The organism is Bacillus atrophaeus (genome assembly GCF_001584335.1).
Taxonomy (GTDB): Bacteria; Bacillota; Bacilli; order Bacillales; family Bacillaceae; genus Bacillus; species Bacillus atrophaeus.
Genome location: NZ_LSBB01000001.1, coordinates 143,964 through 169,953, shown reverse-complemented (window position 1 = coordinate 169,953; position 25,990 = coordinate 143,964). Strand labels below are relative to the sequence as shown.

Here is a 25,990-nt window from a genome sequence, read left to right as displayed (position 1 = left end):
ATGACTGATGTGAAAAAATCAATCCGGTCCAACCGGGGAACAGAGCTTGAATGTTTAGGATGGGAACAAGAAGCGGTGTTGCGCATGCTTCGAAACAATCTCGATCCGGATGTCGCTGAGAAACCAGAAGACCTCATTGTTTATGGCGGTATCGGCAAAGCCGCGCGGGATTGGGACGCTTTTCACGCGATAGAACGTTCTTTGAAAACGTTAAAAAATGACGAAACACTGCTCGTTCAATCCGGAAAGCCCGTCGGCATGTTCCGTACCCATCCGCAGGCCCCGCGCGTGCTTTTGGCTAATTCTGTTCTTGTCCCGAAATGGGCGAATTGGGAGCATTTCCACGAGCTTGAGAAAAAAGGCTTAATGATGTACGGACAGATGACGGCGGGAAGCTGGATTTACATTGGCTCACAAGGCATTTTGCAAGGAACCTATGAAACTTTTGCAGAGCTTGCGAGACAGCATTTCGGAGGAAGCTTGAAAGGGACATTGACGCTGACAGCCGGACTTGGCGGGATGGGAGGCGCCCAGCCGCTGTCTGTCACGATGAATGACGGAGTTGTGATCGCTGTTGAGGTTGATGAAAAACGCATCGACAAGCGAATCGAAACAAAATATTGTGATCGAAAAACAGCCTCTATTGAAGAAGCCTTGGCGTGGGCAGAAGAGGCAAAGCAAGCAGGTAAGCCTCTGTCCATCGCCCTTCTCGGGAACGCGGCAGAGGTTCACCATACCCTTCTGAACCGCGGCGTCACCATTGATATCGTCACCGACCAGACGTCTGCCCATGATCCGTTAATCGGTTATGTGCCTGAAGGTTATTCGCTTGATGATGCCGATCACTTGCGGCAAGAAAATCCAGACCTTTACGTGCGCCTCTCTAAGCAAAGTATGAAAAAACATGTGGAAGCCATGCTGGCATTTCAACAAAAGGGCTCCATTGTATTTGATTACGGCAACAATATCCGGCAAGTGGCAAAAGATGAAGGACTGCATCAGGCTTTTGATTTTCCGGGGTTTGTTCCGGCATACATCCGCCCCTTATTTTGTGAGGGAAAAGGACCGTTCCGCTGGGCGGCACTTTCCGGCGACCCGGAAGACATTTACCGTACTGATGCGTTATTGAAAGAACTGTTCCCGCAAAATGAAGCGCTGCACCGCTGGATCAATATGGCGCAGGAAAAAGTCGCATTCCAAGGCTTACCGTCGCGTATTTGCTGGCTTGGATACGGAGAACGGAAAAAGATGGGCCTTGCCATTAACGAATTGGTTCGAAATGGGGAACTAAAAGCGCCTGTCGTCATCGGAAGAGACCATTTGGACTGCGGGTCTGTTGCCTCTCCAAACCGAGAAACAGAAGCGATGAAAGACGGGAGTGACGCTGTCGGCGATTGGGCTGTTCTCAATGCGCTTGTGAACACGGCTGCAGGTGCAAGCTGGGTTTCCTTCCATCATGGCGGCGGCGTCGGAATGGGATATTCTCTTCACGCCGGTATGGTGGCGGTAGCCGATGGAAGTGAGCTCGCCGACGAACGGCTCGCCCGGGTCTTAACAAGTGATCCTGGAATGGGCATTATACGCCATGCGGACGCGGGATATGAGCGTGCCGTGGAAGTAGCGAAAAAACAGGACATTATCGTGCCGATGCAAAAATAAAGGAGTGATGACATGGCAAGACAAATTGATACGATTCTCATTAATATTGGACAGCTTTTAACGATGGAAAGCAGCGGTCCCCGCACGGGTAAGAGCATGCAGGATCTTCATGTGATAGAGGACGCTGTCGTCGGCATCGACAATCAGAAAATTGTATTTGCCGGAAAAAAAGGGGCTGAAGCCGAATACGCGGCAGCCGACATCATTGACTGCGGGGGAAGGCTTGTTACGCCGGGACTTGTCGATCCGCATACCCACCTTGTGTTTGGAGGATCTCGGGAAAAAGAGTTGAATCTTAAGATTCAGGGCATGTCTTATTTGGACATTCTGTCGCAGGGCGGCGGTATTTTGTCCACTGTCAAACATACCAGGGAGGCTTCGGAGGAAGAGCTGCTGCAAAAAGGGCATTTTCACCTGAAAAGAATGCTGTCCTACGGCACAACGACGGCTGAAGTGAAAAGCGGCTACGGCTTGGAGAAAGAAACAGAGTTCAAACAATTGCACGTGGCAAAAAAACTGCATGAGAGCCAGCCCATTGACCTTGTTTCCACGTTCATGGGGGCGCATGCCATTCCTCCTGAAGATAAGGACAGCCCTGATGAATTTTTGGATCGGATGCTGGAGCTCTTGCCGGAAATAAAAGAGAAAGAGCTCGCTGCATTTGCTGATATTTTTACAGAAACGGGCGTTTTTACAGTCAGCCAATCCCGCCGTTATTTAAAAAAAGCGGCTGAAGCGGGGTTTGGATTAAAAATCCACGCTGATGAAATTGATCCGCTGGGCGGTGCTGAATTGGCAGCTGAGCTTAGAGCTGTCTCAGCCGATCATTTGGTGGGCGCCTCAGATGAAGGCATACAGCAAATGGCTGAATCAGGAACCATCGCCGTCCTCTTGCCGGGCACAACGTTTTACCTTGGCAAACACACATATGCCAGAGCAAGAGACATGATTGATGCGGGTGTACGTGTCAGCTTGGCAACGGACTTTAACCCGGGCAGCTCACCGACTGAGAATATCCAGCTGATTATGTCGATTGCCGCGCTTCATCTGAAAATGACCGCTGAAGAAATATGGCATGCGGTAACAGTCAATGCCGCATATGCCATTGGAAAAGGAGAAGAAGCGGGGCAGCTCAAAACCGGACGCACAGCCGATCTCGTCATCTGGGAAGCGCCGAATTACATGTACATCCCGTATCACTATGGAGTAAATCACGTGCATCAAGTCATAAAAGACGGCAAATTGGTTATCAGCAGGGAGGGAGCAGTTCTTGGATAAATATCCTTTTCTCAAAGAGGCCGGCTCACCGTTCAAAGATCGAGATGTAACCAAAATGAGTGACCTGACGAAAAAATGGGACGGCCAGGTCATTAAGGGGCCGGCGCTGATAGGCGTCCCCCTTTCTAAATCATCCATCAGCCATTCCGGAGCTTCTTTTGCCCCCGGCACAATCCGCCAGGCTCTAGGCAGTACATCCGCCTATTCTGCGGAGCTTGGAGAACATGTCATATCAGACCTTCTTTATGACCTGGGGGATATCGATATTCATGTGACTGATATTGTAAAATCACACGAGCAAATCTATCACACCATGAGTGAACTGCTTACTGATCACCCTGATTGGGTGCCGCTTATACTTGGGGGAGATAATTCCATCAGCTATTCCACCATAAAAGCAATCGCACAATTGAAAGGGACAACAGCCGTTTTTCAATTTGATGCCCACCATGACGTTCGTAATACGGAAGACGGAGGGCCGACAAACGGCACTCCCTTCCGCCGGCTATTGGATGAAGACATCATTGAAGGCCAAAACCTGATTCAGCTGGGCATCAGAGAGTTCAGCAACAGCTTGTCGTATGAAGAATACGCCAAGAAACATAACGTGGACATACATACGATGGGAATGATTCGTGAAAAAGGGCTTGTCCCAACCATTAAAGACGTCTTGGACACCGTTAAAAGCAGAACAGACTCAATTTTTATATCGGTTGATATGGATGTTTTGGACCAATCCCATGCACCGGGCTGTCCGGCAATCGGTCCCGGGGGCTTATATACTGACGAATTACTTCAAGCTGTCAGGTATATAGCACAAGATCCGCGTGTCGCCGGGATTGAAATCGTTGAGGTCGATCCTACCCTCGATTTTCGAGACATGACCAGCAGAGCCGCAGCGCACGTGATGCTGCACGCATTAAAAGGAATTAAACTCGCCCGTCAACTTGATCTCCGGCAGATATAAATGGCTGCCGGAGCATTCTTCTGTAAGACAAACTTCATTCAAAAGGAGGAATCCGAATAGTGGATCTTCATAAAAGCAGCGGCCAGCAATTGAAACGCACAATGAAAAGCAGGCACTTATTTATGATTTCATTGGGAGGTGTCATTGGGACAGGGCTTTTTCTCAGTACGGGGTATACGCTAAGCCAAGCCGGTCCCGGCGGTACGATCCTCGCCTACTTAATCGGCGGCTTGATGATGTATCTTGTGATGCAGTGTCTCGGTGAATTATCGGTTGCCATGCCGGTGACCGGTTCCTTTCAAAAGTACGCCACAACATTCATCGGGCCTTCTACAGGCTTTATGGTCGGCATCATGTACTGGGTGAATTGGGTGGTCACGGTAGGTTCAGAGTTTACCGCTTCCGGCATCCTTATGCAGCGCTGGTTTCCTGATAGCAGCGTTTGGATGTGGAGTACGATTTTTGCGGCTATTCTTTTCGCAGCCAATGCGTTTTCAGTCAAATTATTCGCTGAAACAGAATTTTGGTTTTCCAGTGTAAAAATCGTCACCATCCTTTTATTTATCATTTTAGGAGGCGCCGCCATGTTTGGCTTGATCTCATTAAACGGGACGGCTGAAGCTCCTATGTTTTCAAATTTCACAGGTCATGGAGGATTGTTTCCGAATGGTTTTCTCGCTGTATTTATCGCCATGATATCTGTGAGCTTTGCCTTTTCAGGAACAGAATTGATCGGGATCACGGCAGGAGAAACCGCAAACCCAGAAAAAGACATACCGCGATCGATTCGAAATGTTGCTTGGAGAACAGTTATTTTTTTCATAGGCGCCATCTTCGTCTTATCCGGGCTGATTTCATGGAAAGAAGCCGGAGTGATTGAAAGCCCGTTTGTAGCAGTATTTTCGGAAATCGGCATACCTTACGCCGCAGATATTATGAATTTTGTGATTCTAACAGCCTTACTGTCCGTGGCAAATTCAGGCCTGTACGCCTCAACCCGTATGCTGTGGTCTTTAGCTAATGAAAACATGATCAGCTCCCGTTTTAAAAAAATCACAAAGAAAGGCATTCCTCTTAATGCCCTAATGATCAGCATGGCCGTATCCTGTTTATCTCTGATTTCAAGTATTGTGGCGCCTGGAACGGTATATGTGGTGCTGGTAGCGATTGCCGGATTTGCAGGTGTCGTTGTATGGATGAGCATCGCGATGTCGCAAATATTATTCCGGAAAAACTTCCTTAAAAAAGGGGGGAATGTAAACGATTTAATCTTTCGCACACCGCTTTATCCTCTTGTTCCCATCGCCGCTCTTATCTTATGTTTTGCTTCTTGTATAGGTCTCGCTTTTGATCCCAACCAGAGAATCGCACTCTTTTGCGGAATTCCGTGTATTCTCCTATGCTATCTCATCCACTTTTTCAAAAAAAGAACTCTCAATCAAACAAAAGAAGCCGGGCAAGAAGAATATCCGGTTGATGAAATTCTTTAATAAAAACAGCACATCCCATTAGATGTGCTGTTTTTTATTCTTATTCTGTAATCAACGTATGGATCAGCTTCGGTGCCTCTCCTTTTTCCGAGATTCGTATGTTCTCATAGATTTTCTCCGTCACTTGATCGACGTTCTCGCGGTTGGCATAGAGTGTTACCAGCGCTTCGCCTTTTTCAACCTTGTCGCCGACTTTTTTGCGGAGCATAATACCGACGGCCAGGTCGATGTCGTCTTCTTTTGTCGCGCGTCCTGCACCTAACAGCATCGCTGCGACGCCGATTTCGTCTGCGACAATTTCGGAGACAACGCCCGCTTCTTTCGCAGGAACGTCAATCTTGTAAGCAGCCTGCGGCAGTTTTGACGGATCATCAACAACTGAGCTGTCGCCGCCTTGGTTTTTGAGAAAGTCTTTGAATTTTTCAAGGGCTTTGCCGTTTTTCATGACTTCTATCAGTTTTTCTCTTGCTTCATCCAACGTAGCGGCTTTTTTCGCCAAGACGACCATTTGGCTGCCGAGTGTTAAGACAAGCTCGTGAAGGTCTTCAGGGCCTTCACCTTTGAGCGTGTCAATCGCTTCTTTCACTTCAAGCGCATTTCCGATTGCAAAGCCGAGCGGCTGGGACATATCAGAGATAACAGCCATGGTTTGGCGGCCGACATTGTTACCGATCCGAACCATCGCTTTTGCGAGGTTCACGGCATCTTCATCCGTTTTCATGAATGCGCCTGCGCCAGTTTTGACATCAAGAACGATGGCATCGGCTCCGGCAGCGATTTTTTTACTCATAATTGAGCTGGCAATTAAAGGAATCGAATTAACTGTTCCAGTCACATCTCGAAGGGCATATAGTTTTTTATCAGCAGGTGTTAAATTACCGCTTTGGCCGATGACGGCAACCTTGTCGCGGTTCACAAGCTTAATAAATTCGTCCTTTGACAGTTCCACGTGAAACCCTTCAATGGCTTCCAGTTTGTCAATTGTTCCTCCGGTATGTCCAAGACCGCGGCCAGACATTTTTGCGACTGGCACATCGAGTGCCGCGACAAGCGGTGCAAGCACAAGTGTTGTCGTGTCGCCGACGCCTCCTGTAGAGTGCTTGTCGACTTTAATGCCTTCAATGGCTGAGAGATCAATCGTTTCACCAGAGTTAACCATCGCCATTGTTAAATCAGCACGTTCCCGGTCTGTCATGTCTTGGAAGAAGATCGCCATGGCGAGCGCGCTTGCCTGATAATCAGGAATGCTTCCGTCCGTGTAACCATTGACGAAGAATTGAATTTCTTCCGAAGTGAGTTCTTTTCCGTTTTGTTTTTTTATGATGATATCTACCATTCTCATTGTAATCACCAGTCCTTTTCTATTAAGTTCAGTAAATCAGTCCGACAACGGTTGCTGTTAAGAAGCTGACGAGTGTAGCGCCAAATAATAATTTCAGGCCGAAGCGCGCCACGACGTTTCCTTGTTTTTCATGGAGACCCTTTACAGCTCCGGCGATAATTCCGATGGATGAGAAGTTCGCGAATGACACAAGGAACACGGACACAATCGCCTGTGTACGGCCGCTGAAGTTTAAGCCATCCTGCGCAAGAGCCTGCATGGCAACAAACTCATTCGATACCATTTTGGTCGCCATAATGCTTCCGGCATTAACGGCTTCATTCCATGGGATACCGACGAGGAAAGCGAACGGCGCAAACACATATCCGAGCAATTCTTGGAAAGAAATACCGAGCACAGCGCTGAAAATGCCGTTGATCAACGCAATAATGGCTACAAATCCGATGAGCATCGCTGCTACGACAACCGCTACCTTGAATCCATCCATAATGTACTCGCCGAGCACTTCGAAGAAGGATTGTTTTTCTTCTTCCTGTACCTCAAGCATATCCTCTTCATCCGTTACTTCATAAGGATTAATGATTGACGCAATGATAAATCCGCCAAATAAGTTCAATACAAGCGCCGTCACCACATATTCCGGTTTAAGCAGGGTCATGTAAGAGCCGACAATCGACATCGACACGGTGGACATTGCTGATGCACACAGTGTGTAAAGACGTTGCTTTGGCAGCAGGCCCAGTTGTTTTTTCAAGGAAATAAAAACTTCCGATTGACCCAAAATCGCTGAAGCGACAGCATTATAGGATTCGAGCTTCCCCATTCCGTTAACCTTGCTCAGAGCGAGTCCGATATATTTCACGATAAACGGAAGGATTCTCCAGTGCTGAAGAATTCCGATCAAAGCTGAAATAAACACGATCGGGAGGAGAACACTCATGAAGAACGAGTATTCCTTCACATTCACGAGACCGCCGAATACGAAGTTAACCCCTTCAGCAGCATATAACAACAGGTAACCAAACCCTTTTGCAAAGCCTCCTACGAGAAAGTTTCCGACACCCGTATTCAGGAGAATGTAGCCTAATATAAATTGAAGAATAATCATGACGATAATCGGACGATATTTCACTCTTTTTTTCCCGCTGCTTGCAAGCCAGGCAATCCCCAAAATCACAATTAAGCCGACGATCCCAATTAAGTACTTCATATGTTTTCTCCTTTATTTGTATTCGCTTACAAAAATGAATGCTCAGAATGAAGCTAAAGGATATGGCGGAAAGCTTGCCGCTTTCCGCTCATCGCAGCTTGAATTAATAGTTGTCTCCGTTATTTCCGTTCTCTCCGCTCACAATGGACACACCTGCACTCGCACCGATTCGGCTTGCTCCGGCTGCGGTCATTTGGTCAACGTCGGCTTTTGTTCTGATTCCTCCTGAGGCTTTTACGCCGATATCAGGGCCGACCGTTTTACGCATCAAAGCGATATCTTCTGCAGTTGCACCGCCTGTGGAGAAGCCTGTTGACGTCTTCACGAAATCCGCTCCTGCTTTTACCGCTAAACGGCACGCGCGCTCTTTTTCTTCATCAGTGAGAAGGCATGTTTCAATGATAACTTTTACGAGAGCTTTTCCGCCAGCAGCTTCGACGACACCGCGGATATCTGCTTCAACAAAGTCGTTTTCCCCATCTTTTAATGCGGCGATGTTAATCACCATGTCCACTTCTGTGGCTCCTTTTGAAATGGCATCCTTTGTTTCAAACGCTTTCGTTTCTGTCGTATTGGCGCCAAGCGGAAATCCGATAACCGTACAAACATCAACGCCGGTACCTGCGAGTTCTTTTGCAGCTAACTGCACCCACGTCGGGTTCACGCAGACGGAGGCGAATTGATATTTCTTTGCTTCTTCTATCAATTTCACAATATCCGCTTTTTGTGTATGCGGTTTCAAAGCTGTATGATCAATTAGATTTGCAGTCATTTATCGCACTTCCTTTGTTTAAGATATTTTTAGCATAACTGACTTTTGAACATATGTAAATTGGTAAATGAAATTTTGTTCATATTTCACAAAACGGACGCATTATTGGTCTGCCAGCGCCTTTGCTGTGTGTTGGTCGATGATCAGCACATTGGCATATTTGCCTGTCAAAGCCCCGTGAATTGCGGCGATTTTTCTGTTTCCGCCCGCTACAAGAATGGATCGTTCCTTGAGCCTCAAGTCAGCCAATTGTACACCGATTGTCCTGTCATTTATGGCGCTGCTGCAAATGTCCCCGTTCGCGTCAAAGAAACGAGAACAAATATCTCCGACGCCAAGCTTTTTGAGAAGCGCTTTTTCCTCTTCATTAAAATAGCCGAGCCTGAATAACAAGGCCTCATCCCGAACGGTTCCCACTGTAAACAGGGCGACGTTCGCCTGCTTGCCCATTTCAATAATCCGTTCAATATGGCGGTCTTTTTCCACCATTTTTTTGACCTCAGCGTTATCAAACACAACCGGCAGCGGCAGATATCTCGGCATCGTCTGCAATGCCTCGGCAAAGAGCTGAATCGTTTCAGATGAGTATGTATTCACACGGGAATGGCTGATTCCGCCTTTCAACTGAACGACCTCAACGCCTTTCACATGCTTAGGCTGCATGTTTTGCGCGATCTGATACATCGTCGTTCCCCAGCTGACGCCGACGATATCGCCGTCTTTAATCACGTCATGCATATATTCTGCACCGTAATGGCTCAGGTAATGTGTAATGGTCCTGTAGTCAGCCGTAGGAGAAAACACAACATGCGCTTCCAGCAATCCATACTTCTCCTCCAGCATCGTGCCGAGCGCGTCCAGGTCCTCAAACGGGTCCAATACACGAATTTGGACGTATCCTTTTTCTTTCGCATATTGCAGCAATCGGGAGACAGTAGGCCTTGAAATGTTAAGCTGCTCGGCGATTTGCTGCTGGCTGTAATCCGACTGATAGTAGAGCCGGGCCGCTTCTATGCTTAATTGTTGTTTATCCCGGTCCATTCCGCACCTCCTTAACTCCTATTGTATAGTTAGGCATGCCAGTATTCCAGCTGATCTTTTTTGTAGAAGTTTAATGTCTGCAGTCATCATAGCAAATCATCCATACAAACAAAACCTCAGCCGAAGCGGAGAGGTTTTGTTCTTATCGTTTGAAGTCCATATATTGATATCTCCCTTTCATCATTCCGTAAATTCCGTATAAAATAAGCCCGCCGGCCAGAAGTCCGATGATCACTCTGCCATGCGGCTGCTGCGCCAGCTCAGCAAGTGCCCCGTCGAATCCTTTTGTATCGTCAGGGTCAGAGGTGATGGCTGTTTTGATGAGAAAGAAGCCTATCGCACCAAAAATGATACCGCGCGCCATATTGCCGGCACGCCCTGTATTTCTGGCAATCCGTTTTTCTTGGTCATTCATTTTTGAGGTTTGGAAATCACGCATAAAACCGGCACGGACGCCATTCACAAACTGGACGATGCCATAAATGATAAACCCCGCGCCTGTCAGGCCGACAAGCCATTGACCAAACGGCTGGGCTAATAGATAGGCAGACCATGTTTGTTCTGAACTGCTGCCGTCACCTCGGTCAAACGCAAATCGCAGGGCATTCCAGGCAATGGACGCGTATATGACGGCGCTGATGACATTTCCGGTTCGCCGGGAAAGACCGCGCTTCCCTTTACCGTGGCCTTCCGAATCTTTAAACGCGCTCAGCAGCATCCAGATGACAAACCCAATCAATCCAATACCGATCAGCCAAAGCAAGACCGACCCAAACGGCATACGCGCCAAAGATTGAAGCGCTCCGGCGGAATCCTCCGTGTCACCGCCGGCTCCGATGGCAGCCATAAAGGCCAGAATGCCGAGCAAGATAAATACACCTCCGAATGAAAAATAGCCAATCCTTCCAAAACGCCTTACCCAAGGCTTTGACTCATCCTTCACTTTCGAAGCGCCCTGCTTTGTTTTTTCTTTCGCATTCATGATCATCCAACCCTCTTTTCTCGGAAACTTGCTTACTAAGTTACTTATTCATTCCCGATTGACCGGAGTTGAAACCGTTTTTCGCACTGGCCCGCAGCCTCTTAATCCAGCCGTGTGCCATTTCTCAGGTTTTTGTGCGCTTTCGCTTGTTAAAAACAAAAGGACTGTCCCGAATGGCTGACAGTCTCACCTTTGACCGAGAGAGGCACCGCTTCTATTTTCATTCTTTTGAGTTGGATATGATGGGGTCGCCCAGGCTGCGGCTACAACCGCCGTTATACCTCCGGCTAATTTTCCAATGATCATCGCAATTGCCATTTCTCTCTTCATCGCCGCCACAAAACCAAGATGGCTTCCCAGTACAAATGCGCCGCTCACGGCGAAAGCCACATTGATGACTTTTCCTCTCGGACTCATCTTTTTTACTAGCATCAGCATCGGGATATGATGGGCCGGAGAAGCGACCAGACCCGCAGTTGCCGCCTGATCCAGTTTCAAAAGGCTCCCTATTTTCCCAAGCGGCTTGTCGAACGTTTTCGTTATAAAGGCAACCATAGGGAAAGCCCCTGCCAGAACAATGGCGATGGTGCCTACAGTATGTATGCCAGTCTCGATTTTTGTCATATGGGGAATCAATACAATACCCGTCAATGTCTCAATCGAGATTGCCGCAAGTCCGATGATCGCCGCGATGCCGACGGCCTTCCCGAATACATGAAATATCCGGATCACGTATTCAGGAAACCGCCACAACCCGAAAGCAATGACAGCAGAAAAAACAATCGGGATGATCAAATTTTTCAGAATCAAACCGATATCAAAACCGGCCGCTAATCCGCCGATGAAGCACCCAATCGGTACCGTACTTATCCCAATCAAAATTCCTTTCGCAAAGTACGGATGGTCCTCTTTTTCTATGATACCGAGGGCAACCGGGATCGTGAACACAATCGCCGGGCCCATCATCGTCCCTAGAAATACCCATGAAAACACGCCTGCATCCGGATCTTTCGCCATTTCACCGGACAGCGCATAGCCTCCCATATCAATGGCCAAAATCGTGTTGGCGAAGGATGCCGGGTCTGCCCCAATGGCTAAATAGACTGGAGACACAACAGGAATCAGCACAGCCGCAAGCACGGGCGCCAGCGACACAATCCCAACCATGGACAGCGCAAGCGGCCCCATTGCCATAAACCCTTCTGCAAACGGTTTTCCAAGTCCCCATTTGTTGCCCAAACAATGATCGGCGGCTCCGAGAAAAAGAAATACAGCCAGAATGAATATCACCACATCATTAACAGTCATGGTTTCTCCTTTTTAATACGACTGGTTCGTTTTATCATGCAAGGTGAAGAAATGGTACAGCGCACCATACAAGTTCGCATCGTTTTGAAAGCGGCATGGCACGATTTTAGGAATGATCGTGTGCATGGGGTTTTGGGCTGCGATTTCTTGTAACGCCCAGTTCAGTTTCTCAATAAGAGCAGGCTGGGCGCTGATGCCGCCGCCGATAGCGACAACCGACGGATCAATGATATATTGCAGGTTGTATATTTGCGCTGCAAGCTCCAGACAGTACGTCTCAAATATCGCAAGAGCCTCTTGATCTCCGGCAAGGATATCGGCAAACACCTGCTCACCGTCAGAATCCTCTTTGGCAATGCCTTTCTTTGCCGCGATCCGCTGAATCATCGAGACAGCGGAGCACGTCTGTCCGAGAAAAACCGCTTTCTGATGATGGGAATGGAACTGGTTCATGATATAGCTCACTTCCCCCGCCAGCAGATGGCTTCCCCTATATAATTCTCCCCCGATGATGATGCCGCCGCCGACACCGCTGCCGAGGACCAACACAACGGCATTGCCCGCGTGCTTTACACTTCCGAGCCAGAGCTCCGCCAGCGCCGCGCATTTTCCGTCATTCTCAACTGCTGCGGAGATGCCGAATTTGCTTTCTAGCGTTTCCGCCAAATTTACTTCGTGCAGATAGGGCACTAAACCGCCATAATAAATCATGCCTTTCTTTGTATCGACCATGCCGGGACAGCTTACCGCAATCCCTTTGATTTGTTTTTTCAGCGGTTCAATGACCGAAAATAAGCATATTAAAAGATCGTTCAGGCTTTTTTTCGGTGTCGGGCGCTTTGCTTTTGAGATAATGGTTCCGGCTGAATCCATCACCGCGTGTTTGATAAATGTTCCGCCAATATCGAATACTAGGTACATAACCGGATGCTCCTAAAGTCGTATTTTTGTATGTTAAATATTCGACAGCTACAGAAGATAGCCTGCAAATTTGCTCTTTAAAAAAAGCTGACCCCGCATACATACGGGAGTCAGCTTTTTTAATTAAGCTCTTGAATACTCTCCTCCGCTTTAGCTGAAAACACTTTTGGTTCAGCACGGTCGAGGTCCTCATGAAATAAACATACTTTATGAATTTGGCGATTGTCATAGTGGTGAAAGTAATAATTCCCTGTGTCATTACACATTACAGAAGTATATTGTGTGTAATCTATTTCGCCATCATCGGTAATAACCGCGCCTTTTGGAATATTCATATTCGCCAAGATGTGAAAAGCGGATGATACCCCCTCCGTTTCACTGGCTGCCGGCTCCAAATGTTCTTTCAGAAAAACGGCTCTGACAAAACGGGAAGGCGGTGTGTAATCACCAGGCAGCCCTGAAGTTCCTGACCCTTGGCCAAACGCGGACAACGTCATTCCGCCCATCACTTTGCTTTCTAATTGTTTCGGTCTGACTCCGATATAATGGCGCAGGTTGGTCACATGCCATGGAAAGTCAGGGCTATTGGTCATCACACCCGGCTTATTGTCATGGACTTGTATTCCATCTGCTGTCGGTTCTATTGTCAGGCTGCGTCCCGTACGGTCTGATAAAATCCAGTGAAGCGGTAAAACGATACCCAATAAATCTAATTTCTTTTGAACGATTGTCAATGAGCCTATCTTTTCTTTTACCTCTTCCAAAGACGCACAGCTTGATAATACCCATGTAACGAACTCATGCGGTGCAATATGTGAGGAACCTTCCTGAGTCATTTCCCCGTATTCCGCATAACCCGGAAAATAAAGCGTCGCACATGATAACCCCTTTTCATTCACACCGTCTGCAAATAAGATATTCCCAAGATTTCTCCCCATACCGATAAACGCGTATTGCGTCTTATGCTGCTTGCCATCTGCTTCACTTTTCCAACTGTATTGACGCGGATAAAGCATCACGTCTGTGCCAAGCTGAAAGGCAAAATCCATCGTTCTGGCTAATAAATGGTTCCCGTCAGCAGTTTTCAATGTAAGACTTGTACACATATGATCCATCCCCTTTTTGCGTAATGTTTTCGGCTTGCAATACTACACTTGGTAAACTAATTATTTTACCAGCATAACGAATGTCGGGCATTTTAGTCAAAAGATTCAGTCAGACATTGGCACATTCTGCAAAAATATCAATGCTGCTGATTCTATATTTATGTGCTGACTTGAAGAGACAGAAGAAGATTCAAGCCCAATGGCGAATGTACTGCTTTGAACTGTTTTCCAAAAATGAAAGGACAAGGAGACTCATTTATGAGAAAAACGAGTGTTTATTCATTTTGGCAAAAAGCGCAGCGGCTCCATTTAATGGCGTTTATGTGAATGTGATCAATCATCTTGATCATTCCGTCAAAATTGACGGAGCAGCCAGAAAAGAAATATTAGTCTCCATTCCCCAATGAGGCTTGCAGGTCATTACTGATCGAACAGGGACAATGAAACCAAGATAACGAAAAAAATCCAGCCCTTTACGCGGCTGGATTTTTCATTTCATTATTTTTTGAGAACAAGTTCATGTATGGCATGCGCCACGCCATGTTCATTATTGGAACGGGTTTGAAAGTCCGCAGCCTCTCTCACTTCCGGAATCGCGTTTGCCATGGCAACGCCGCAGCCGGCCCATTCAATCATCGTTAAATCATTGCCGTTGTCCCCTATACTCATGACCTCTTGCTGTTCAATGCCCAGCAGCTTCGCCAGCTGCCGAACGGCATTTCCCTTGCTGGCTTCAGGGTGAAGAATTTCATAGAAGAACGGCGCGCTTTTGACCATTGTAAATTTTTCTTTCACATCTTCCGGTATAGATGAAATCACATGACTTAGATTCTCAGGCTTATCAATAAACATCACTTTCGGGATGACGATATCTTCTGAAATTTCCTCGAGCTTGCGATAATGAAGCGGCACCTGTGTCACATATGACTCATATACCGTATATTCGCTGATATCACGGTTAAGTGTATACAAACGAGATGAGTCAAAGAAATGCATCGGTGTATTCAGCTCTAAGCTAAGCTCATATAAGGACTTGAGATCATCATATCCGAGAGACAGCTCATTTACGACTTCATTTGTATGCGTATTTTGCACAAGCGCTCCGTTATAGGCAATCACGTAGTCGCCTTCTTCAATTAAATTCAGTTCATCCAGGTATCTGCGTACGCCTCCGATAGGCCGGCCGGTGCAAAGTACAATTTTTACCCCTTCGGCTTTTGCAGCCTGTAATGCGTCACAGACTTCCGCTGACACTTCATGATGATCATTCAGTAATGTTCCATCCATATCAATTGCGATTAATTTGTACATCTTGCATCTCCTTTGTGTCTTTTTCAGACCATAGTCTCATCTTATCTCTTTTTCTTTTTGATATTCAACTTAAACAGATGACTTTCTCCGTCTTTTCTTCATTTGCCTGATTTGTTTTCTGACAGGTATGCGGTTTCTCCTCTTTCTGCCTGTCTCCGTTTCGCTGCTGTCTGCTTTTTTCTGTTTCATCAGCATGAAACCGCCAGCCAAGAAAAGGATTCCCGTTATGTCCATACTCGCAAGCTTAACGCCCATTGCCGTTATAAAGTAAGCCCATGATGAATATGGGTTCCGCCTGATCATCACATAAGCCGCGATCTCTAAAACGATAAATACAGCATTAAGCGATAAATAAAAGATAAGGAATGCAAACATAAAAAACAGCACGTAATTAACCATTGCACCCGAATAAACCATAGAACGCATCATCTGCATAAATGAAAAAGACTGCATCGAACCGTTGATGACATTCGGATTATAGATCGTAAAGTGCCCGAATGAATTTTCAATTTTTAAAAATGCCCATAACACAGAAAACCACTGAATAATATGTAGAATAACGCCTGTTAAAACCAGTCGGTCAGCTGCTTTATTTCTCATTTTTGTCCCTCCTTGCCGTCAGGCGATGTGACTCTTTTCATCGTTTTCGTTTCTCCATTTTGGATCCAAATTAACGTGTCGTTTTCTCCCCTTTTTAAAGTGCTTTTGAGAGGATAATAAGCCCCGAGGTATTGGATCTCGATAGAACCGTCTGTGCTTTGGGAGATCACCTTGTATGCCATGGAGGGCAATTGCACCTCTCCTCTTCCTTCAATGACTTCTTTTTCAAGCACTTGATCTTTCGTAAATGTAACAGTGGCTGCTTTCACACCGTCCATAGGCCCCGGCTCCAGCCCCTCATCCCAAGTGCCATAATAAAAAGGCGTCTCGTCCTCTTTCTTCTGCTGGCAGCCTGACACCATGACACATCCAACAATCAACAGCAGGATGGCAAGCCCTTTGCCAAGCTTATTTTGATTCCTCAATTTATCACCATCCTCTAAAAAATCTTTATTACACCCAGTTTTTGGGCGAATGCCGTGGCACTATGCCAATGACTACATAAGGTATAAGGAAATCACCCACATTTTAATTCCAAGGAGAATGATTACATGAACCCTTATCAATATTACAGCCCGCAGCTCCCCCAACAGGAGAATTACTATGGCCAATATGAATACAATCCTTACGAACAGCAAGACCTTTTTGAGCCATTTCATAGCGAAAGACAGCCGTCAGCGCTGGAAAGAAGAGTAGCTGCGCTGGAAAGGCAGAACCAACAGCAGACAAGAGAATTAACCCGCCTGACAAATGAGGACCGTCGCCAAAACCGGGAAATTGCGCGGATGAACGAGCAGATCAGCCAATTGAGCCAAGGCATTGAACGCCATACACGCCGCTTAAACAGACTCAATCAGCGTCTGCGCGCAGTCGAAAACAGACTGAATATCCCATTTACTCCGGGTGAAGGCGGGTTCTAAAAATGATGTAAAAGAGGAATACGATTCTCCAAACCTGTTGTGAGCGTCGTATTCCAAAATCGTTTTTTATGAAAAGGACCAATCACCGATACGTATGCTGACGGGTCGGTTACATACATTTCTGCCGCCCATGTTGTATAAAAAGGATGTTTACAAGTATACAATCTTTTACTAATTCCTTCAAAAGATGAGGGGCCAGATCAACAAAAAGGGAAATAATTGAATTTACTCTTTAGCCGAATTTCTTTCCGATCAAGTCACATCATAATATTGACAATTACAAGTTAAATGTCAATTGATCATTTGGAGGATTTTTTTCTTATGCATAATACACAACATGGTTTACAGCAGCTCAATCAGTGCCGCCAAACGGCTCAGCAGCTCATCCAGCAAACCCAGCAAAGCAGCAATCAATATCGTCAAATGCTTCATCAGGAGCAGCAAAACATTCAAATGCTGCAGCAAATCCTAACACATGAACAACAAGCTGCCCACACCATTCAGCAAGCGCTGCAAGGCCATGACTTGGCCATTCAAAAATGCCAGCAGATCGTCAACATGTGCAACCAAATGCAGCAGGAGCTGAACGGACAAACATCTGTGATGCATACAAATGTATCATCACTTCCATTCGGGCAAAACACGCCATTTCAGCAGCAGTCTTTCCAGCAGTAGCACATACAAAAAAGCGGCATAGATATCACTATGCCGCCTTTTCCTATTTACTGTTCAAATTTTGATTTTACCTCTTTTGGCATGTCATCAAGCTGAACTTCTTCCCAAGTCTCTACATATTTTCCCTTTGTATCTACTTTTAAATAGGCATTCTTACGAAGATCTCCTCCAGCAAAGAAGGTGACTTCACCTTTTTTGCCGGACTTGTTGTATCCATCTAACGTATATTCAGTACCGCCTTGGCTAAGATGTTTGCCATCTCGGTTAATCTGTACATACATATCTTGTTTTGAAACGAGTGGATTGTATCTGTCTGTAACCTCATTATGGACGAAGAGAAAGCCGCAGATTGCCGCAACAGCCCCCAAGGCCACAACGATCACCAGTACTTTTTTCATTTTATGATCACCTTTACTTTATCGTTAAAAACCCTTTTATTTTTTTCAGGTAGCTTGTCCGAACCATCAGGAAGAATAAAATTTGAAAAGCCAAGAATCCTCCGATCGTCATAAACAGCGGCTTCATCACATCAGAGAAGCCTTCTACCTCCAACGTTTTCATGGCAAACAGCGTATGGAGAACAGCGACCGCAAACGGGAAAAAGAATAAGATCGCTAATTGAATCGTTACGCTCTGGGACATCTCTTTTTCACTCAGACCGATTTTCGCCAATGAGCGATAACGCTGCTGGTCTTCCTCTAAGTCGGTAAACAAGCGGAAGTACAAAAAGCTTCCCGCCGCAGTAAAGAAGACAATAGCGATGAACAGTCCGATAAATAAACTCAAGCTTGGCAGCTGCACCCTGACATAATACGTGTCGGCCTTTGTTGCAAAATCAAAGTTAACATCCGAATAATCTCCGTAAAACCTGTTTTTCATTGATTGGCTGATACCCAGACTGTCTTTCCAGCCGTCAAATTTGTAACCGAATAACTTTGTGCTCTCCCCTAGTTTTTCCAGATCATTGTAGGTTTTTTCGTTTACTGCAATGATGCTGTTAATTGAGATAAGAGGGTCTTTCACCTCTTTTACCGTCAGCTTTTGATTCGAAAGCTTCTGCTTCTGATTGAGCAGGTTCAATTGATGCGGCACTTCGTTTTTCGAATTCCCCTCGAAAGTGTTCGGGAAATAAATACCCTCGCCGTCTTTCAGTTTGTCCAAACTGATGTTGAAGTGTTTTGCTAACTGCGTTTCATCCATCATGATGACTGGAGGAACGCTATCCCCTTGCTTATAACGAATGTAAGAGGATTTTATATCTTCTCTTGCATATTGAAAATGGCCCTTTTCCAGATTATGTTCAATCTCTTGCAGATGGGTTTGTTCTTTCTTATTGCCGCCATAAGATAAATATTCCATTTCAAAAGCTGAATCCATTGAGCCGACAGTGGATTTGTACTTCACCAAAACCCCTGTGGCTGTAAACGCAACAGCTGAGATGATACTCACCATAAAAAACAGGCGGGCATTATCTTTTAACCGGTATACAAGATCAGAAATCCAAATGACATTTTTCCCGCGCAAATAAAAGGTTTTCCACTTTTTCAAAGCGCGTAAAATCCAAATGCTGCTCTGGCTGAAGAAAAAATAAGTGCCAATGATGGTTAGCAGCAAAATGATTACAGGCTCGAGACCGTGAACATTCCCTTTTACCACCATGCCGTATCCGGCAGCAAGACACGCGATGCCAAAAATCGACAAGATGATAGACGGCTTTGGCTCAGGTTTGATCTTTTCGGTACCCTTAATCAGTTTAATAATCGTTTTTGATCTGATGAAAAAGATCGTGAATTGCGATAAAAGGAAAAATAAGAACAGAAATCCACCAACCGTAATGCCCAGTGCTTTCCAAGGCATATATAACGGCAAAGCTTCCATTTCTAAAATATAAGCACCGATTGTAAAAAACGTTTTCGAGAAGATCAGACCGCCGATAATTCCGGCAATGACCGACAGGGCGCCGATGATCATGTTTTCCGCTGTAACCAGCACTCTGAGCTGCCCCGGCGTGATACCCTGAATCAACAGGATGCCGAATTCTTTATTTCTTGATTTCAAAAAGGCGTTTATGGAATACAGAACAAATAAGATAGAAAAAACAAAAATCATCCATTCGGCTGCGGTTAATCCCTTTTTGGCAATGTTATTCAAATATCCTTCTTTTAGAGCCGGATGGAAAAGAAACATGGCAAAGGTAAAGAATATCAATACGGAAAAGGCACTGCTCAAAAAGAACGCCAGATAAGCCCTTTTGTTCCGTGTGACATTTTTATAAGCGAACTGAAGAAAGGTCATTTGCGTTTCCTCCCAGCATAGACAGCACATCTAGGATTTGTTCATAAAATACTTGGCGGTTTTCGCCGCGGTAAATTTCGTTAAATAGTGCTCCGTCTTTAATAAAAATCACGCGCTGGCAATAGCTTGCCGCTACAGGGTCATGGGTGACCAGTAAAGCTGTGATATTGTCGTTTTGATTCAGGCTTTGCATCGTCTCCATAACATCCTTTGAAGCTTTGGAATCAAGGTTCCCCGTCGGCTCATCAGCCAGAATCAGGGACGGTTTATGAATGACAGCTCTCGCAATGGCGGCCCGCTGGCGCTGTCCTCCCGATACTTCAAAAGAGCGCTTATTCAAAAGCGTTTCAATTCCCAGTTTCTCAGCAATTTCCTGCAATTTCTTTTCCATGACAGACGGCGCTTCTTTTTCAAGCGTTAACGGCAGCATAATATTTTCGCCAATCGTTAATGTATCAAGAAGGTTGAAATCTTGGAATACAAACCCCAATTGCCTGCGGCGGAAATGGGCAAGCTTTGTCCGTTTCAGAAGATGCGGGTTCTCGCCTTGAATCAGGATATCACCGGAATCCGGACGGTCAATCGTTGAAATGATGTTTAAGAGCGTTGTTTTCCCGGAACCTGATGGCCCCATAACCGCCGTGAATCCCCCTTCTTCAACTGAAAACGATATTTGTTTTAAAGCTTGATGGGACACTTGTCCTTTATAGGTTTTATTTATATGTTTGACCTCGAGCATATTCGCCATGAGAATCCTCCTTATGTTTATTCTTAGTGTGCAGCGGCCTCATAAAAAATCCCCCTGCTAAGCTGTTTCGTAAACAAATCTTATCAAGGGGGATGAAAATGTGCTATGTCGTTTTCTTAATGTAACCTTACACTTTTGTAAGGAATATAAATTGAACCGCCGTGCCCTTTCCGGGAGCAGAGCTGATCTCCACTTCATGATTCAGTTTACCTGTAATCTCTTTGACAAGGTAAAGCCCTATGCCCGTTGATTCTTGGAAGCGCCGTCCGTTTTCGCCGGTATAGTAGGGATCAAACACGCGCTTCAGATCCTGAGAAGGAATCCCGACACCATGATCTCTAATCTCCAATACCGTATTGTCTTCACGCCGGAAGATCTTCAGCTCCAGCCGGTCACTCACTCCCGACGAATATTTCACCGCGTTTGTGATCACCTGGCCGACCGCGAACTTCAGCCATTTGGCATCCGTATAAATCATGTCATCCGCCTGTATATGGGTTTTAGGATAAACACGATGCTGAATAAAATACCTTTTATAGTTTTGAATGACGGATTGGAGAATGTCGGATAACGAGAACGCCTCTATTTTGAAATCCCTTTCGAACAGATCAAGCCTAGACGAGTAGAGCAGCGTTTCCAGCCCATACTCAATCTGCCGGACTTCTTTTTTAATTTGCTCAAAAATAGGCTCATCCTCTTCCTGAATGATTAAATTAATGACAGAAAGCGGCGTTTTCACTTGATGCACCCATTGGTTCATATACGTCACCCGTGCTTCCAGCTTAGCTTCTGTTTCATGAAGCTTCTGATGCTGCAAACGGCTCAGCTCCATCTGCTTTTCGTAAAGCTCTGCACAAAACACCGATGAACCGAGATAAGGAACTTCTGTATCCTCTTGATGAGTGCCGATCCATTGATAGACGCCCCGGTCTTGGTACCAGCGATACACCAAGTACCCTGCCAAAATCAGCAGCTGCACGCCTAATATATAAAAAAGGTGAGAAAAAGAATGAAGACCCGCAAACCAATAGTAAAAAAATACAAAGAAGCCTTGAATGAGAAAAAGCAGGATTAACACCGCGTGGGAATGTAAAAATAACTTCATGATCCAGCCCTCAGCTGATACCCTTCGCCGCGCACGGATTCTATAGAAATCGGCACATGGAGATCGCGCAGTTTTTTACGCAGCCGGGTAATATACACATTTAGTGTATTGTCATCGACAAAAATATCAGTGTCCCATGTTTTTTCCATTAACCGGTCTCTTCCCGTTACCTTTTCTCCTCTTTCCAACAGCACCTCAAGCAGCTTGCTTTCCTTTTTTGACAGCTCGCATTTTTGGTCTTGATAACGCAATTCAAACCGTTCCACAAAGAGCTGCACGCCTTCGTATTCCAACACTTTTTCCCCTTGTTTTGCCGCGTACTCTCCGTAAGCCCTGCGAATCTGGCTTTTGATTTTCGCCAAAACAATATCATAGGAAAACGGTTTTTCTATATAATCATCTCCGCCATTTTCAATCGCCATCACCTGATCCATCTCTCCGCTTCTGGCCGATATAAAAATAATCGGACTGGTCGAATGCTGGCGGATCTGGCGGCACCAGTAATATCCGTCATACGATGGCAAATTGATATCAAGCAGCACCACATCCGGTTTTTCCCGCAAAAACAGGTCCAAGACAGATGTGAAATCAGACGTCACCACCGTTTGATACCCGTATTTCTCCAGATAATTCTGCAATAGCGACCGAATGTCTTTACTGTCTTCTACAATCATCACTTTCTTCATATGACACACTCCCAACCTGTATAGACGGCCTTGTCAGAGACGCCGAAGTACTTCTATTAATGATCCCATCATAATGGTTCAAGGCCTGCTGAAGCAACACAAAGTAAGCGGGCCTTCACAAGTAAGGACCCGCCTCTTATTGTTAATGATGGTCATGTCGAATATGTATATCTTCAATAGGCTGTTTTGGTGCATTAAATTTGCTCTCGGCTTCACTTCTTGCCGCCGCAAATTTCCGCGCCTCCACATGATCTTTATACACGTCGAGCTGAATTAAGTACAGCGGCCGCGCTTTGAACCCGTGAATAATCGTCACCGCCCACAAAGGGAGCACAATGATAAGCCCCGGGGTATCGGGAAGCACAAAGCCAAACGCAAATAGTATAAAATAAATGATTCCATACATAATCCAGTTTCTATTTCTCACCCTAATGCCAATAAATAAAAAGGCGAAAAAACTGGTAATGGCAAAAGGCATAAAAATAAACAGCATCCACCAGCTATTCAGCCATTCCCACGTTGCTCCTCGTTTGGTTATTCCCATATTTTACTCCTCCTTTCTTCCTATAATAATGGAAAGAACAAAGCACGTCATCTTCATTTCTTGCGTAACTGGAAAAGTTCTCGCCGCCTTAAAAATAGTGATAGACGAAGAAGGGGTTTCTTGCTATATTAATAGTTGATAATGATTATCATTATTATTCAATCGGAATACATAATAGGGAGGTTCTTTATGAGAAAGAACACATTGGTTATGGGCATGCTGGTTCTTCTGCTTTTGTTTGTCAGCGCTTGTAGCGGCTCAGCTTCAAAAGAAAGCACGGGCGGTTCGGCTTCCGGCAAAGAAAAGACAGAAATGAGAACATATAAATCAACAAAAGGGAACGTCAAAATCCCCGTACATCCGAAGCGTATCGTCACTGATTTTTATGCTGGCGAATTTTTCTCCGTCGGCGCAAATGTCGTCGGGTCCGGGTCTTGGTCATTTGATAATCCATTTTTGAAAAATCAGATGAAAGATGTAAAAGATATCGGTGATCCGGTCAGTGTTGAAAAGGTGATGGAGCTTCAGCCGGACTTGATTGTCGTTATGAATGATGAGAATGTTGATAAATTAAAGAAAATCGCTCCAACTGTGGTCGTTCCTTATAACACCGCCAAAAATGTAGAAGATACAGTCGAGCTGTTCGGTGATATTGCCGGAGCAAAGGATGAAGCCAAGTCATTTATGGCCGATTTCAACAAAAAGGCGGCGGCTGCCAAGAAGAAGATCGCAGGCGTGATTGACAAAGATGCCACGTTCGGCCTTTACGAAAACACAGACAAAGGCGAATTCTGGGCCTTCAACGACAACGCCGGGCGAGGCGGACAAGCGATATACAATGCGCTTGGCTTAAAAGCCCCTAAAAAGATTGAACAAGATATCATGAAAACGGGAGAAATGAAACAGCTCTCTCAAGAAGTCATCCCTGAATACGCCGCTGATTATATGTTTATCACGGACTACAATCCGAAAGGCGAAAGCAAAACACTCGACAAACTAAAAGAATCGTCCATTTGGAAAAACCTCGATGCCGTGAAAAAGAATCGAGTGTTTATTAATGATTTTGATACGTACTACCCGTACGATCCGATTTCGGTCAGCAAACAGGTTGATTTGATTGCTGATATGCTTGTGAAGCGCGAGAAGGAAAATCAGAAGTAAAAAAGAGGGCACGCACCTTCTCAGATGATATTGCTGAGAAGGTGTTTTTTTCGCAAAAAGAAAACACTCACCAATTCAAAGTGAGTGCGATGTATAGCGATGCTGTTCGTTTGTTAAGTTTTAACCCACTTGTTGCTTTGCCGCTTTATTTGAAGAGCCAAATTCTCTCATTTTACTTTTGACTGTTTTCATAACGGCATGAACCCCGGGAGCCAGAATGACACGTGGTTCGTAATAGTCCGTGTTCTTGTTAAACATGTTACGTGTCTCTTCCATCCAAGCCACCATACATTCAGTATTAATATTAATCTTTGCATGTCCGAGCTGGATGGCTTTTGTGATTTGATCTCTTGGAATGCCGGATGCTCCATGAAGAACAAGCGGAACGTCCGTTACCTTGGCGATCTCCTCCATTTCCTTAAATCCAAGCTTCGGTTCCCCCTGATACTTTCCATGCACGGAGCCGAGCGCCGCTGCCAATGCGTCGATATTGGTTTCTTTCACAAGTCGCTCACATTCATGGATATCTGCGTATTTCACCCCGCCAACGAGACCGTCTTCCATACCGCCGACCGTACCAACCTCTGCTTCAACCGACACATTGTGCAGGCGGGCATACTCAACGACTTCTCTTGTCATGGCGATATTCTCATCAATTGAAGAATGAGAGCCGTCAATCATCACCGAACTAAAACCGGCATCAATCGCTTTTTTACACCGTTCCGCACTGCTTCCGTGATCAAGATGCAATACAACAGGGACCGTTATCGACAACTCTTCCATTAACGCATGGACCATAGCGGAAATCGTATGAAATCCGCCTAAGTAATCTACTAACCGATCAGACGCCGCCGCGATCACAGGAGATTGTTCTTCTTCCGCCGCTTGTAAAATCGCCTTTGTCCATTGAAGGCCGTTGATATTAAATTGCCCGACTGCGTACTGGCTGCGCTTTGCTTCTGCCAGCAGGTTCTTCATGGGTACTAAAGCCACGTTCACCCCTCCTATCTCACTACATCTTGAAGTATTTTGAAACGGCATCAACCGTTGTTGCTTTTGCCGTCTTAATGGTTTCCTCTGCGCTTAGCTGATAATATTCCGGTCTGAACAGCTCAACAGATACAACGTCTGAAAAGCCGATTTCTTTTAATGCAGATAAGTGGGCGTCCAGATCAATAGCCCCTTGGCCCGGCCATACGCGATCTTCATCCGTTAAGAAACCGACCGGGAAATCTTCTGTATCGTCAATGTGATAAATAAAGATTTTCTTGCCGTCCGCCTGCTTTAAGCTTTCGATATTTGACCCCATCGCATGGAAGTGAAAGCTGTCAAGGACAAGCCCGACGTTGTCGCGGCTGACAGTATTGACGATGTCATATGCCTGTTCAAACGTATTGACTGTACATTGCGGATGTCCGACAAACTCAAGGGCGATTTTAACGCCGTACGGCTCGGCAATATCAGAAAGCTCAGTCAGAACCTCTACACAGCTCTTTTTGATCTCTTCTTTTAAGATTTTCTGCTCTGTCACAAGCGGAACCGCCACTACATATTTCACACCGAGGGTTTTGCAGGTTTCCATCATGCCCTTAAATTCAGCAATGATGTCCTTATAGCCCTTTTCATCACGATTATTGAAGAAAACAAGTGCGTTTAAGGCAAGTGGTTTAATGTGATGGGTTTGAAAATATTCCGCAAGATCGGCCAGCGAATGGTCTTTTAAGTACTCCGGCAGCTTATCCATTGTGCGGATTTCAATATAATCATAGCCGTGCTTTTCGCATAGCTCTAAATCTTGTTTGAGATTTGAGTTTTTCAATGTTGTCGCTTCATTAAAACAAAGTTTCATGTCAGACTCTCCTATCTGCA

Annotated in this window: 27 protein-coding genes; 8 read left to right on the top strand and 19 right to left on the bottom strand. The window is 45.6% G+C overall.

What is annotated here, in order from left to right:
• From hutU to AXI57_RS00800, 4 genes are all read left to right on the top strand, one after another.
• Positions 1-1,659, top strand: a complete 1,659-nt coding sequence (hutU, locus tag AXI57_RS00815; RefSeq protein ID WP_061668961.1) for a urocanate hydratase — start codon at positions 1-3, stop codon at positions 1,657-1,659.
• A 12-nt stretch (positions 1,660-1,671) separates the two neighbouring features.
• Entirely contained in the window at positions 1,672-2,937 is a 1,266-nt protein-coding gene (gene hutI / locus AXI57_RS00810) for an imidazolonepropionase (RefSeq protein ID WP_061668960.1), read from the top strand.
• A complete protein-coding gene (gene hutG / locus AXI57_RS00805) occupies positions 2,930-3,904 on the top strand; it encodes a formimidoylglutamase (protein WP_061668959.1) in 975 nt (324 codons plus the stop codon). Before hutI ends, hutG begins: the two co-directional genes overlap by 8 nt.
• Positions 3,905-4,005: 101 nt before the next feature.
• On the top strand, positions 4,006-5,394 hold the full coding sequence (locus tag AXI57_RS00800; RefSeq protein ID WP_206699609.1) for an amino acid permease: 1,389 nt from the start codon (positions 4,006-4,008) through the stop codon (positions 5,392-5,394).
• Between the two features lie 40 nt (positions 5,395-5,434).
• Here the strand turns inward: AXI57_RS00800 and AXI57_RS00795 are convergent, their stop codons facing one another.
• From AXI57_RS00795 to AXI57_RS00760, 8 genes are all read right to left on the bottom strand, one after another.
• Entirely contained in the window at positions 5,435-6,736 is a 1,302-nt protein-coding gene (locus AXI57_RS00795) for a pyrimidine-nucleoside phosphorylase (protein ID WP_010790427.1), read from the bottom strand.
• 28 nt (positions 6,737-6,764) lie between these two features.
• A complete protein-coding gene (locus tag AXI57_RS00790; protein ID WP_010790428.1) occupies positions 6,765-7,946 on the bottom strand; it encodes a NupC/NupG family nucleoside CNT transporter in 1,182 nt (393 codons plus the stop codon).
• A gap of 103 nt (positions 7,947-8,049) precedes the next feature.
• Positions 8,050-8,718 carry a deoxyribose-phosphate aldolase gene (gene deoC, locus AXI57_RS00785; protein ID WP_061572060.1) on the bottom strand — a complete coding sequence of 223 codons (669 nt, stop codon included), beginning with the start codon at positions 8,716-8,718 and terminating at the stop codon, positions 8,050-8,052.
• A gap of 102 nt (positions 8,719-8,820) precedes the next feature.
• Positions 8,821-9,759 carry a sugar-binding transcriptional regulator gene (locus tag AXI57_RS00780; protein WP_061668958.1) on the bottom strand — a complete coding sequence of 313 codons (939 nt, stop codon included), beginning with the start codon at positions 9,757-9,759 and terminating at the stop codon, positions 8,821-8,823.
• A gap of 142 nt (positions 9,760-9,901) precedes the next feature.
• A complete protein-coding gene (locus AXI57_RS00775; RefSeq protein WP_081112731.1) occupies positions 9,902-10,747 on the bottom strand; it encodes a DUF1206 domain-containing protein in 846 nt (281 codons plus the stop codon).
• Positions 10,748-10,927: 180 nt separating this feature from the next.
• A complete protein-coding gene (gene eutH, locus AXI57_RS00770; RefSeq protein ID WP_061668957.1) occupies positions 10,928-12,049 on the bottom strand; it encodes an ethanolamine utilization protein EutH in 1,122 nt (373 codons plus the stop codon).
• A gap of 12 nt (positions 12,050-12,061) precedes the next feature.
• Positions 12,062-12,970 carry an ROK family protein gene (locus AXI57_RS00765; protein WP_061668956.1) on the bottom strand — a complete coding sequence of 303 codons (909 nt, stop codon included), beginning with the start codon at positions 12,968-12,970 and terminating at the stop codon, positions 12,062-12,064.
• A 119-nt stretch (positions 12,971-13,089) separates the two neighbouring features.
• A complete protein-coding gene (locus AXI57_RS00760; RefSeq protein ID WP_061668955.1) occupies positions 13,090-14,076 on the bottom strand; it encodes a choloylglycine hydrolase family protein in 987 nt (328 codons plus the stop codon).
• Positions 14,077-14,360: 284 nt separating this feature from the next.
• On the opposite strand from AXI57_RS00760, the gene AXI57_RS22255 reads away from it, so the two are divergent.
• Positions 14,361-14,483 carry a hypothetical protein gene (locus tag AXI57_RS22255; protein WP_255265355.1) on the top strand — a complete coding sequence of 41 codons (123 nt, stop codon included), beginning with the start codon at positions 14,361-14,363 and terminating at the stop codon, positions 14,481-14,483.
• 91 nt (positions 14,484-14,574) lie between these two features.
• Here the strand turns inward: AXI57_RS22255 and yidA are convergent, their stop codons facing one another.
• From yidA to AXI57_RS00740, 3 genes are all read right to left on the bottom strand, one after another.
• On the bottom strand, positions 14,575-15,387 hold the full coding sequence (yidA, locus tag AXI57_RS00750) for a sugar-phosphatase (protein WP_061668953.1): 813 nt from the start codon (positions 15,385-15,387) through the stop codon (positions 14,575-14,577).
• 69 nt (positions 15,388-15,456) lie between these two features.
• Complete coding sequence (locus AXI57_RS00745) at positions 15,457-15,987, bottom strand: hypothetical protein (RefSeq protein WP_061668952.1); 531 nt, start codon at positions 15,985-15,987, stop codon at positions 15,457-15,459.
• Positions 15,984-16,349: a DUF3255 family protein gene (locus tag AXI57_RS00740; protein ID WP_087941850.1), complete on the bottom strand. Its 366-nt coding sequence runs from the start codon at positions 16,347-16,349 to the stop codon at positions 15,984-15,986. Before AXI57_RS00740 ends, AXI57_RS00745 begins: the two co-directional genes overlap by 4 nt.
• A 189-nt stretch (positions 16,350-16,538) precedes the next feature.
• On the opposite strand from AXI57_RS00740, the gene cotNE reads away from it, so the two are divergent.
• Both cotNE and AXI57_RS00730 read left to right on the top strand, forming a co-directional pair.
• Positions 16,539-16,907, top strand: coding sequence for an inner spore coat protein CotNE (cotNE, locus tag AXI57_RS00735; RefSeq protein ID WP_003326226.1), 369 nt, complete (start codon positions 16,539-16,541; stop codon positions 16,905-16,907).
• 321 nt (positions 16,908-17,228) lie between these two features.
• On the top strand, positions 17,229-17,582 hold the full coding sequence (locus AXI57_RS00730) for a hypothetical protein (RefSeq protein WP_003326225.1): 354 nt from the start codon (positions 17,229-17,231) through the stop codon (positions 17,580-17,582).
• A 47-nt stretch (positions 17,583-17,629) separates the two neighbouring features.
• Here the strand turns inward: AXI57_RS00730 and AXI57_RS00725 are convergent, their stop codons facing one another.
• From AXI57_RS00725 to AXI57_RS00700, 6 genes are all read right to left on the bottom strand, one after another.
• Positions 17,630-17,980: a YxeA family protein gene (locus tag AXI57_RS00725; RefSeq protein ID WP_061668951.1), complete on the bottom strand. Its 351-nt coding sequence runs from the start codon at positions 17,978-17,980 to the stop codon at positions 17,630-17,632.
• A gap of 13 nt (positions 17,981-17,993) precedes the next feature.
• Positions 17,994-19,877 carry an FtsX-like permease family protein gene (locus tag AXI57_RS00720; protein WP_061668950.1) on the bottom strand — a complete coding sequence of 628 codons (1,884 nt, stop codon included), beginning with the start codon at positions 19,875-19,877 and terminating at the stop codon, positions 17,994-17,996.
• The gene (locus AXI57_RS00715) at positions 19,852-20,625 is read right to left on the bottom strand and encodes an ABC transporter ATP-binding protein (protein WP_003326221.1); all 774 of its coding nucleotides are present in this window, start codon (positions 20,623-20,625) and stop codon (positions 19,852-19,854) included. Before AXI57_RS00715 ends, AXI57_RS00720 begins: the two co-directional genes overlap by 26 nt.
• A gap of 127 nt (positions 20,626-20,752) precedes the next feature.
• Entirely contained in the window at positions 20,753-21,730 is a 978-nt protein-coding gene (locus AXI57_RS00710; RefSeq protein WP_061668949.1) for a sensor histidine kinase, read from the bottom strand.
• Positions 21,727-22,416, bottom strand: a complete 690-nt coding sequence (locus AXI57_RS00705) for a response regulator transcription factor (RefSeq protein WP_003326219.1) — start codon at positions 22,414-22,416, stop codon at positions 21,727-21,729. Before AXI57_RS00705 ends, AXI57_RS00710 begins: the two co-directional genes overlap by 4 nt.
• 142 nt (positions 22,417-22,558) lie before the next feature.
• Positions 22,559-22,960 (bottom strand): hypothetical protein, encoded by a 402-nt coding sequence (locus AXI57_RS00700; protein ID WP_061668948.1) that lies wholly within the window; start codon positions 22,958-22,960, stop codon positions 22,559-22,561.
• A 189-nt stretch (positions 22,961-23,149) separates the two neighbouring features.
• Between AXI57_RS00700 and AXI57_RS00695 the strand changes: the two genes are divergently transcribed.
• Positions 23,150-24,121 (top strand): iron-hydroxamate ABC transporter substrate-binding protein, encoded by a 972-nt coding sequence (locus tag AXI57_RS00695; RefSeq protein ID WP_061668947.1) that lies wholly within the window; start codon positions 23,150-23,152, stop codon positions 24,119-24,121.
• 120 nt (positions 24,122-24,241) lie between these two features.
• Here the strand turns inward: AXI57_RS00695 and fba are convergent, their stop codons facing one another.
• Entirely contained in the window at positions 24,242-25,114 is an 873-nt protein-coding gene (gene fba / locus AXI57_RS00690; RefSeq protein WP_061668946.1) for a class II fructose-1,6-bisphosphate aldolase, read from the bottom strand.
• A gap of 19 nt (positions 25,115-25,133) precedes the next feature.
• On the bottom strand, positions 25,134-25,970 hold the full coding sequence (iolI, locus tag AXI57_RS00685; RefSeq protein ID WP_061668945.1) for a 2-keto-myo-inositol isomerase: 837 nt from the start codon (positions 25,968-25,970) through the stop codon (positions 25,134-25,136).
• Positions 25,971-25,990: the final 20 nt, after the last annotated feature.

Excerpts from the sequence above, each read along its gene's own strand:
- AXI57_RS00760 (WP_061668955.1), bottom strand. The coding sequence starts at position 14,076 with ATGTGTACAAGTCTTACATTGAAAACTGCTGACGGGAACCATTTATTA.
- AXI57_RS00705 (WP_003326219.1), bottom strand. The coding sequence starts at position 22,416 with ATGAAGAAAGTGATGATTGTAGAAGACAGTAAAGACATTCGGTCGCTA.
- AXI57_RS00720 (WP_061668950.1), bottom strand. The coding sequence starts at position 19,877 with ATGACCTTTCTTCAGTTCGCTTATAAAAATGTCACACGGAACAAAAGG.
- AXI57_RS00765 (WP_061668956.1), bottom strand. The coding sequence starts at position 12,970 with ATGTACCTAGTATTCGATATTGGCGGAACATTTATCAAACACGCGGTG.
- deoC (WP_061572060.1), bottom strand. The coding sequence starts at position 8,718 with ATGACTGCAAATCTAATTGATCATACAGCTTTGAAACCGCATACACAA.
- AXI57_RS00780 (WP_061668958.1), bottom strand. The coding sequence starts at position 9,759 with ATGGACCGGGATAAACAACAATTAAGCATAGAAGCGGCCCGGCTCTAC.
- AXI57_RS00740 (WP_087941850.1), bottom strand. The coding sequence starts at position 16,349 with ATGGTGTCAGGCTGCCAGCAGAAGAAAGAGGACGAGACGCCTTTTTAT.
- AXI57_RS00790 (WP_010790428.1), bottom strand. The coding sequence starts at position 7,946 with ATGAAGTACTTAATTGGGATCGTCGGCTTAATTGTGATTTTGGGGATT.
- AXI57_RS00715 (WP_003326221.1), bottom strand. The coding sequence starts at position 20,625 with ATGGCGAATATGCTCGAGGTCAAACATATAAATAAAACCTATAAAGGA.
- cotNE (WP_003326226.1), top strand. The coding sequence starts at position 16,539 with ATGAACCCTTATCAATATTACAGCCCGCAGCTCCCCCAACAGGAGAAT.
- hutI (WP_061668960.1), top strand. The coding sequence starts at position 1,672 with ATGGCAAGACAAATTGATACGATTCTCATTAATATTGGACAGCTTTTA.
- AXI57_RS00730 (WP_003326225.1), top strand. The coding sequence starts at position 17,229 with ATGCATAATACACAACATGGTTTACAGCAGCTCAATCAGTGCCGCCAA.
- iolI (WP_061668945.1), bottom strand. The coding sequence starts at position 25,970 with ATGAAACTTTGTTTTAATGAAGCGACAACATTGAAAAACTCAAATCTC.
- hutU (WP_061668961.1), top strand. The coding sequence starts at position 1 with ATGACTGATGTGAAAAAATCAATCCGGTCCAACCGGGGAACAGAGCTT.
- AXI57_RS00745 (WP_061668952.1), bottom strand. The coding sequence starts at position 15,987 with ATGAGAAATAAAGCAGCTGACCGACTGGTTTTAACAGGCGTTATTCTA.
- AXI57_RS00725 (WP_061668951.1), bottom strand. The coding sequence starts at position 17,980 with ATGAAAAAAGTACTGGTGATCGTTGTGGCCTTGGGGGCTGTTGCGGCA.
- AXI57_RS00775 (WP_081112731.1), bottom strand. The coding sequence starts at position 10,747 with ATGATCATGAATGCGAAAGAAAAAACAAAGCAGGGCGCTTCGAAAGTG.
- AXI57_RS00695 (WP_061668947.1), top strand. The coding sequence starts at position 23,150 with ATGAGAAAGAACACATTGGTTATGGGCATGCTGGTTCTTCTGCTTTTG.
- eutH (WP_061668957.1), bottom strand. The coding sequence starts at position 12,049 with ATGACTGTTAATGATGTGGTGATATTCATTCTGGCTGTATTTCTTTTT.
- AXI57_RS00700 (WP_061668948.1), bottom strand. The coding sequence starts at position 22,960 with ATGGGAATAACCAAACGAGGAGCAACGTGGGAATGGCTGAATAGCTGG.
- yidA (WP_061668953.1), bottom strand. The coding sequence starts at position 15,387 with ATGTACAAATTAATCGCAATTGATATGGATGGAACATTACTGAATGAT.
- AXI57_RS00710 (WP_061668949.1), bottom strand. The coding sequence starts at position 21,730 with ATGAAGTTATTTTTACATTCCCACGCGGTGTTAATCCTGCTTTTTCTC.
- AXI57_RS00795 (WP_010790427.1), bottom strand. The coding sequence starts at position 6,736 with ATGAGAATGGTAGATATCATCATAAAAAAACAAAACGGAAAAGAACTC.
- AXI57_RS00800 (WP_206699609.1), top strand. The coding sequence starts at position 4,006 with ATGAAAAGCAGGCACTTATTTATGATTTCATTGGGAGGTGTCATTGGG.